This is a genomic window from Christiangramia sediminicola, from assembly GCF_031344135.1.
In the GTDB taxonomy this organism is placed as follows: domain Bacteria; phylum Bacteroidota; class Bacteroidia; order Flavobacteriales; family Flavobacteriaceae; genus Christiangramia; species Christiangramia sediminicola.
On record NZ_JAVJIU010000002.1, the window covers coordinates 746,120 to 753,150 of the forward strand.

6 protein-coding genes are annotated in these 7,031 nt (G+C 36.8%); 2 read left to right on the forward strand and 4 right to left on the reverse strand.

What is annotated here, in order from left to right; genetic code table 11:
* Positions 1-2 precede the first annotated feature (2 nt).
* The gene (locus RE431_RS07365) at positions 3-584 is read left to right on the forward strand and encodes a MiaE family protein (protein ID WP_309561321.1); all 582 of its coding nucleotides are present in this window, start codon (positions 3-5) and stop codon (positions 582-584) included.
* On the opposite strand, the gene RE431_RS07370 is transcribed toward RE431_RS07365, so the two are convergent.
* The 4 genes from RE431_RS07370 to pdxH are packed head-to-tail and all read right to left on the reverse strand — an operon-like array spanning position 581 to position 4,727.
* Positions 581-1,486 (reverse strand): Ppx/GppA phosphatase family protein, encoded by a 906-nt coding sequence (locus tag RE431_RS07370; RefSeq protein ID WP_309561322.1) that lies wholly within the window; start codon positions 1,484-1,486, stop codon positions 581-583. The two genes, RE431_RS07365 and RE431_RS07370, sit on opposite strands and share 4 nt — an antisense overlap.
* The gene (ppk1, locus tag RE431_RS07375; protein WP_309561323.1) at positions 1,486-3,588 is read right to left on the reverse strand and encodes a polyphosphate kinase 1; all 2,103 of its coding nucleotides are present in this window, start codon (positions 3,586-3,588) and stop codon (positions 1,486-1,488) included. The genes RE431_RS07370 and ppk1 overlap by 1 nt, the downstream gene beginning before the upstream one ends.
* Before the next feature lie 6 nt (positions 3,589-3,594).
* Positions 3,595-4,080, reverse strand: a complete 486-nt coding sequence (locus RE431_RS07380; RefSeq protein WP_309561324.1) for a SixA phosphatase family protein — start codon at positions 4,078-4,080, stop codon at positions 3,595-3,597.
* A gap of 2 nt (positions 4,081-4,082) precedes the next feature.
* The gene (gene pdxH, locus RE431_RS07385) at positions 4,083-4,727 is read right to left on the reverse strand and encodes a pyridoxamine 5'-phosphate oxidase (RefSeq protein ID WP_309561325.1); all 645 of its coding nucleotides are present in this window, start codon (positions 4,725-4,727) and stop codon (positions 4,083-4,085) included.
* 616 nt (positions 4,728-5,343) lie between these two features.
* Between pdxH and RE431_RS07390 the strand changes: the two genes are divergently transcribed.
* Positions 5,344-7,031: hypothetical protein (locus RE431_RS07390; RefSeq protein WP_309561326.1), on the forward strand; the 1,688-nt coding region annotated here is incomplete at its 3' end.

A 7,031-nucleotide genomic window follows, 5' to 3' on the forward strand; every position in this document is an offset into this window, starting at 1 on the left:
TTATGTTAGGACTTAAATTACCCACAGATCCAAGATGGGCAGATATCGCTGAAAAGAATATAGAAGATATTTTAGTAGACCACGCTTATTGTGAGCAGAAAGCTGCTTCGACAGCAATCTCGCTTATCGTTACTTATCCTGAATACTCAGACCTTGTAACTGCGATGACCGCGCTTGCCAGAGAAGAAATGGGTCATTTTAAAATGGTTCATGACAGGATCTTGAAAATGGGCTTTACCATGGGCTGGGATCGTAAAGATGAGTACGTTCTGAAATTGCGTGAATTCTTCCCAAAAGGTGGAAGCAGAACAACACAGCTAATCCATCGTTTATTGATCGCAGGTTTGATCGAGGCCAGAAGCTGTGAGAGATTCAGATTACTTTCAGAGGAATTGGAGGATAAAGAACTTGCCAAATTCTATCGTGATCTTATGGTTAGTGAAGCCAATCACTATACAATGTTTCTGAAATTTGCCAGACAATATGGCGACAGAGAGATCGTGGATAAAAAGTGGCAGGAACTACTGGAATTTGAAGCTGAAGTAATGAAAGATCTCAGCAAGAACGAAAGCATTCACGGCTAAGCCTTCTTCCTTCTTTTAGACTCATTGTATAGAGATTTTATAATCCCATCGGCAAGCCCTATTTGTGGGACGTGGATCCAATTAGCCTTCGCCCACTTCATAGAATTCACGTAAATTTTTGAAGCCGGAATAATCACATCTGCCCGGTCATTTTTCAGATCTAATTCTGTGATCCTTTCCTCATATGTATAAGAATTCAGCTTTTCGTCATATTCTTTAAGATACTTCAGGCTTAAAGGTTTTCCAGTCTTTTTACCACTTGTCTTAAAGATGTTATTGATGTTTCCACCTGAACCTATAAGGTCTATATCATTAAATTCCTTAGTAATATCTTTAACCCATTGCTGCATCTCTTCCCAGGTCTTGTGCTCTACAAGATCTTCCATCATTCTTACAGTTCCAACCTTAAATGATCTTGAGGTGACGGTTTTACCGTTGCTATACATGGTATATTCTGTACTTCCACCACCTACATCTACGTAAAGGTAGTTACAATCGTTCTGAATTAAAGCATGAAGATCTGTTGCCGCAATAATTGCAGCCTCATGACTTCCATCAATAATTTCAATATCAATACCAGATTTCTCTTTAATAATACTGGCGATCTCTGCACCATTTTCAGCTTCCCTCATTGCCGAAGTTGCACATGCTTTATATTTTTCCACACCATGAGATTTCATAATTAGATTAAAAGCATGCATGGTATCTATCATCCTGGTGGTATTCTTTTCTGAAACCTTCTTCTTCAGGAAAACATCTGCTCCTAATCTAATAGGCACTCTTACCAGAGAAGTCTTTCTGAAGTTCGTTTCCATTCCTTCTTTCTCGGTAATAGTCGAAACTAAAAGTCTTACGGCATTAGAACCTATATCTATGGCTGCGAATGTTCTTTGTTTTATCATTACTCGTTAATGTCTATTTTCTTTAAATAATAATCATATAAGGCAAACTGAGATCTAACTTTAGGTCCCGGTATTTCCCTGTAAGGATTTTCCATCCCTCTACAGTGGTTCCTGGCTTTCACATTATCCCTCCAGCTAATGTCAAAAGTCTCGATCAATTCCTGCTTAATTCCTTCATCATAAATCGGACATGAAATTTCAACTCTTTGATCAAGGTTTCTAGTCATAAAATCGGCTGAGGCGATATATACTTTCGGATCTCCGTTATTTTCAAAGATAAAAACTCTAGGATGTTCCAGAAATTTATCCACGATGCTTATTGCTTCTATATTTTCACTCAGACCTTCTATCCCCGGAACCAAGCAACAAATACCTCTTACGATGAGCTTAACCTGTACTCCGGCCTTACTGGCTGTATAAAGTTTTTCAATCACTCCATTATCTGAAAGACTGTTCAGTTTAAGTCTGATGCCGGAAGGTTTTCCATTTTTAGCATTATCAATCTCTCCCTGAATAAGGTTATAGATTGCATTACGCGTATAGTGAGGTGAAACAATAAGATGTTTGTATTTATTTACCTTATAATTTGTTTCAAAAAAGTCGAATACCATATTCACCTCTTTCAAGATAGATGCATCTGCAGTAAATAAGGTATAATCTGTATATACTTTTGAAGTATTTTCGTTGAAGTTTCCAGTACTAATAAAACCATATCGCTTCAATTTTCCTTCTTCTTCTCTTTCGATAACACAGGTCTTACAGTGAACTTTCAATCCGGGAACACCAAATATCAATTTGACTCCTTCTTCCTGCATTTGCTCGGCATACCTAATATTCGCAACTTCATCAAACCTCGCACGAAGTTCTATTTGCACGGTTACTTTTTTTCCGTTTTTAACCGCATTGATTAGAGAACTGGCAATATGGGAGATTTTCGCCAGTCTGTAGATGGTGATCTTGATGGTCTTCACCTTTGGATCTAAAGCTGCTTCCCTAAGGAATTTCACTACATAGGCAAAACTTTGATAAGGGGTATAAAGTAAATAATCTTTTTCTGCTATACCTTTTAATACACTCGTTTGAAGAATCAAACCTGGGATTGGCAAAGGTTCACGAACCTCGTAATGAAGTTCCTCTTTTCCTAGACTAGGAAAATCCATATAATCCCTACGATTGTGATATCTTCCTCCCGGAATAATACTATCTGTAGCATCAATTCCCATCTTATTCATTAGATAAGTCAGGGTGTCGCTGTCAATATTTTTATCATAGACGAATCTAACAGGATCACCTTTAATTCTGTCTTTTACACTATCAGAGATCTTTTCAATGAAACTCTTACTTAGATCACTATCCAGGTCCAGTTCGGCATCCCTGGTTATCTTTATCATATGAGCGGAAAGACTTTCGTAATTGAATATATTGAAAATGGTATTCAGGTTATACCTAATTAAATCGTCCAACAAAATGATGTACTGATTGCCATTTTCCTCCGGAAGCACTACAAAACGTTCAATATTTCGCGGAATTTCGATCAGAACATAGCGTTTCTCTTTTACCGGTTTATTCAATATTCTGGAAATTCCCTGTGCTGGTTCAGTTTCATCACTCATCACCATTTTAACTGCTAAGTAGGCTGCACTATCCTTTAAAGAAGGCATCTCCGGAAGATCATTCAAAATAATTGTTACCAGCGCCGGACTCACTTTACTTAGAAAGAAATTCTTAATGAACTCTTTCTGGTTTCTGGTTACCTGGTCTTCTTTAATTATATGGATGTTATGATCTTTTAGCTTGGACTGAATATCTTCCAGGATCTTCAAACTTTCAGATTGCTGATCTATCACGATCTTAGTAATAGCCTCCAGAAGTTTACTTGCCTTGATACCTCCAAGCACACTTTTACCTGCTTTTCCGGCAAGATCTATACGCTTTACCGTGGCATATCTTACTTTGAAGAATTCATCAAGGTTATTGGAAAAAATCCCGAGAAACCTTAATCTCTCAATTAAAGGAACTGTTTCATCTGCAGCTTCCTGTAAAACTCTGGCATTAAAAGACAGCCAGCTTAATTCTCTGTTTATATAACGTTTTTCGGCCATAAAGGTTTATCGAAGATTTTTAGGCAAAAGTGTCAGGATCGTTTTTCCTTTTCTAATATCCTTCCAGGAATCTACCTCGAAGTCTATCACACACAATCCTGTAGTGGGAAGATTATCAATTTTTTTATCACCAAGAGAATTTACAAGAATGGTCATAGCCGGATTATGCCCGAATACACATAACCAATCTTTATCTTCAGGACAGGTTTTAATCACGGATAAAAGATCGTTCTGGTTAAACGTATAAAGTTCTTCCAGTACCTCGAAATCCTTATCAGGAATATGTAAACCTTGTTTAAAAAGATTAGCAGTTTCATTAGCTCGAACCGCAAAGCTAGACCAGAATTGTGCTCCGGGCTCATAGAAATGTTTAAAAGCCTTGATCACAACTTCTGCATCATTATAGGCCCTTTTCTTCAGCGGACGCTTATGGTCTGGAAGATTATTATTCCAGGAAGATTTACCGTGTCTTACTAATACTAATCTTTTCATATTTATGGTGCAAGTCTTTCTATTTTCCAGTTATCATTCTCTAAACTAAATAAAATTCTATCGTGTAATCTACTGGCTCTACCCTGCCAGAATTCAAAATTTACTGGTTTAAAAAGATAACCACCCCAATCATCAGGCTTCGGAATGTCCTTATCCGCTAACTCAGTTTCCAAATCAGACAGTTTTTGCTCCAGGTATTCTCTGGAGGGAATTACAGAACTTTGATCTGAAGCTATTGCTCCCAACTGGCTCCCGCGTGGTCTCGAATGAAAATAATCTTCAGATTCCTTTTTAGAAATCTTCACAGCCTCACCCTGCATAATGATCTGCTTTTCCAAACCTGGCCAGAAAAAGCTGATACAGCATTTTGGATTAGATGCTAAAGCTTTTCCCTTTAATGAACTGTAATTCGTATAAAAAGTAAATCCGTTTTTACTGAAACCTTTAAGTAAAACCACTCTGGTTCTGGGAAACTCATTTTCTCCTACGGTTGAAATGCTCATGGCATTAGCTTCTTCTACAGAATTTGAAGAATCAGCCAAATTGAACCATGATTGGAATAATTCAAAAGGATCTTTCGGAATTTCATTTTCCAAAAGTTTACCTTTTTCATAAGACTTACGATAATCTTTCAGGTCTTTCTCCATATTTCACAGGGATGTTTGATGCAATTTACAAGTTTATTGAACAAGGCTGAAATGTTTTTGTCCTATTTAATGCTATGGCAAGATTTATTACAGATAACTTCGATAAAGTGTACAATTTCAATTTTTCAATTTTACGGAAATGACTTTCATTTTCAAATTATAGGACTACACGTCGACTCTTTATATATAGCTCATAGACAACAGTTTGTAATACATTTTTAGATCGTTTTATACGGGTTTTCCCCTATAAATTTTAACATTTTCCTACAAAATTCCCACAAACCACTTTTCCAAACCTCTCATTTTGAGGGGGTAAAAATCCCCTTTAAGTGTTTTTTAACGAATATATCGCCCGCTTTAACTAAAAATCAAAATATACCTTACGATACCGGTTTTCTTGTAATAGTTTTACATCAGAATTGCATCGTATAGAGTCACCCCCACACTTCTCTTCGTAGTTCCTCAAGGCTACAGATGTTTATTTCAACCCATAGTTTTTTTAATACTGAACTCCCCAAATCAGTTGAAGGCAACTTCTTCTGAACTCATTATTTATTGGATTTAAAAATAGCCGATTGTGGCTTTAACAAAATTGATAATTCTAAACATTATTGATATGATTTGGAAAACTACGTTACCAAAAAATTATGCACCTAAAAAATCTCCAAGGAGATCTTTTTCCATTTTGCATTTTTTATTCATACCACTATTCCTTTTAGGATCTTTTGTGCTGAATGCACAGAATGTAGCGGTTCCTGTTGAAAATCCGAATGGAGGATTTAATATCGATGGTGATCTAAAGGCAAACACACCTACTCCTGGTATTGGTGATTGGTTCCAGGGTCCATCCGGAACTGGTGGATTTGTATTTGACAATAATGGAAATAGTGTAAACCCAAACACTTCAAAATTTGTTTCCGATATATTAAATACATCTACAGATAGATTTTTAAAAGGAAATCTGAATAAAGCATCAAATTCTCCTGGTGTATGGCAATGGGCTACCTCTCCTAGCGGTCCATCGGCAAAAAGTGATATAGAACATGCTTTTTATCATATAGCTCGCGATGCAAATACCGGAGATCAGTGGATCTTTGTTGGTGCAGATCGTATTAGCGCTAATGGTAGTACAGGTACAGCATATATAGATTTCTCTTTCTTTCAGGGTACAATAGTTGAAAACAGTGATAATACATTTACTGCTCCGGGTAACCAGGGTGGACGTACCGTAGGAGATATACTTTTAACCTTACAATATGTAAATGGTGGATCTAATCCACTATTTTATGTTTACCAATGGACAGAGACTTCTCCAGGTAATTATGAGTTTGTATTATTAGTTACAAATGATTCTACTGAAGATGCATATGTTCCAAATCCAACAAACGTATTTGCACGAGTAAATATAGATGGACCAATAGACTCCCCAACAGGAGCCTTTGGTGAATCTACAATAAACCAATATAAATTCGTAGAGGGTGCAATTAACCTTACTTCATTACTAGATAATTTAGATGTTTGTAAAAATGAAGGTATAGGAATCAACTCTATCTTTGTAAAGAGTAAAAGTTCTGCTGCATTAACAGCAGACTTAGAAGATTATATAACCCCTATTAGTGTAGATTTCACAATTACATCAGCTGAAATTGCTTATTTAGATTCGCCGGTTTGTTCAGATTCTGGTAATGTACAAGTAACAAGAGTTGGTCCTTCAGGAGGAAAATTTACCAGTACAACTGGTTTAGTTATAGATGAAAATACCGGAGAAATAAATGTTGCAGCAAGTACTGCAGGAACATACGTTGTATCCTATTCTTATACTTCATATAGCTGTAGCAAAATTGCTACAACAGAAATTGAGATCGTTTCGGTACCAGATACACCAGCAATTTCTGTAGATAGTCAGCCAAGCTGTGATGTTTCAACCGGAACTATTTCAGTTGATTCTCCAGATAGCAATGTAACTTATACCATCTCTGATGGTAATGGTTTTACAGCTGAAAGTCAGGATGGTGAGTTTACAAATCTTGTTGCAGGATCTTATTTTGTTATAGCTACCAAGAATTATTCTTCGGGCACGGGAACTGATACTTTTACACTGGATTGTACTTCTACTGCTTCTAATACGGTAATTATTACTGAACAACCAACTTCTCCAACAGCAGAAATCACAAACAATAATGGTCTGGCACTTGATTGTAACACTCCTTCAACTACGCTTACCGCTTCTGGTGGTTCTAGCTATGCCTGGACAAATACAAACGGTGACAATCTTGGAGACTCTGCTTCGATCACTGTCTCTAC

Coding starts and splice junctions, on each gene's coding strand:
- RE431_RS07365 (WP_309561321.1), top strand. CDS start 3: ATGTTAGGACTTAAATTACCCACAGATCCAAGATGGGCAGATATCGCT.
- RE431_RS07370 (WP_309561322.1), bottom strand. CDS start 1,486: ATGATAAAACAAAGAACATTCGCAGCCATAGATATAGGTTCTAATGCC.
- ppk1 (WP_309561323.1), bottom strand. CDS start 3,588: ATGGCCGAAAAACGTTATATAAACAGAGAATTAAGCTGGCTGTCTTTT.
- RE431_RS07380 (WP_309561324.1), bottom strand. CDS start 4,080: ATGAAAAGATTAGTATTAGTAAGACACGGTAAATCTTCCTGGAATAAT.
- pdxH (WP_309561325.1), bottom strand. CDS start 4,727: ATGGAGAAAGACCTGAAAGATTATCGTAAGTCTTATGAAAAAGGTAAA.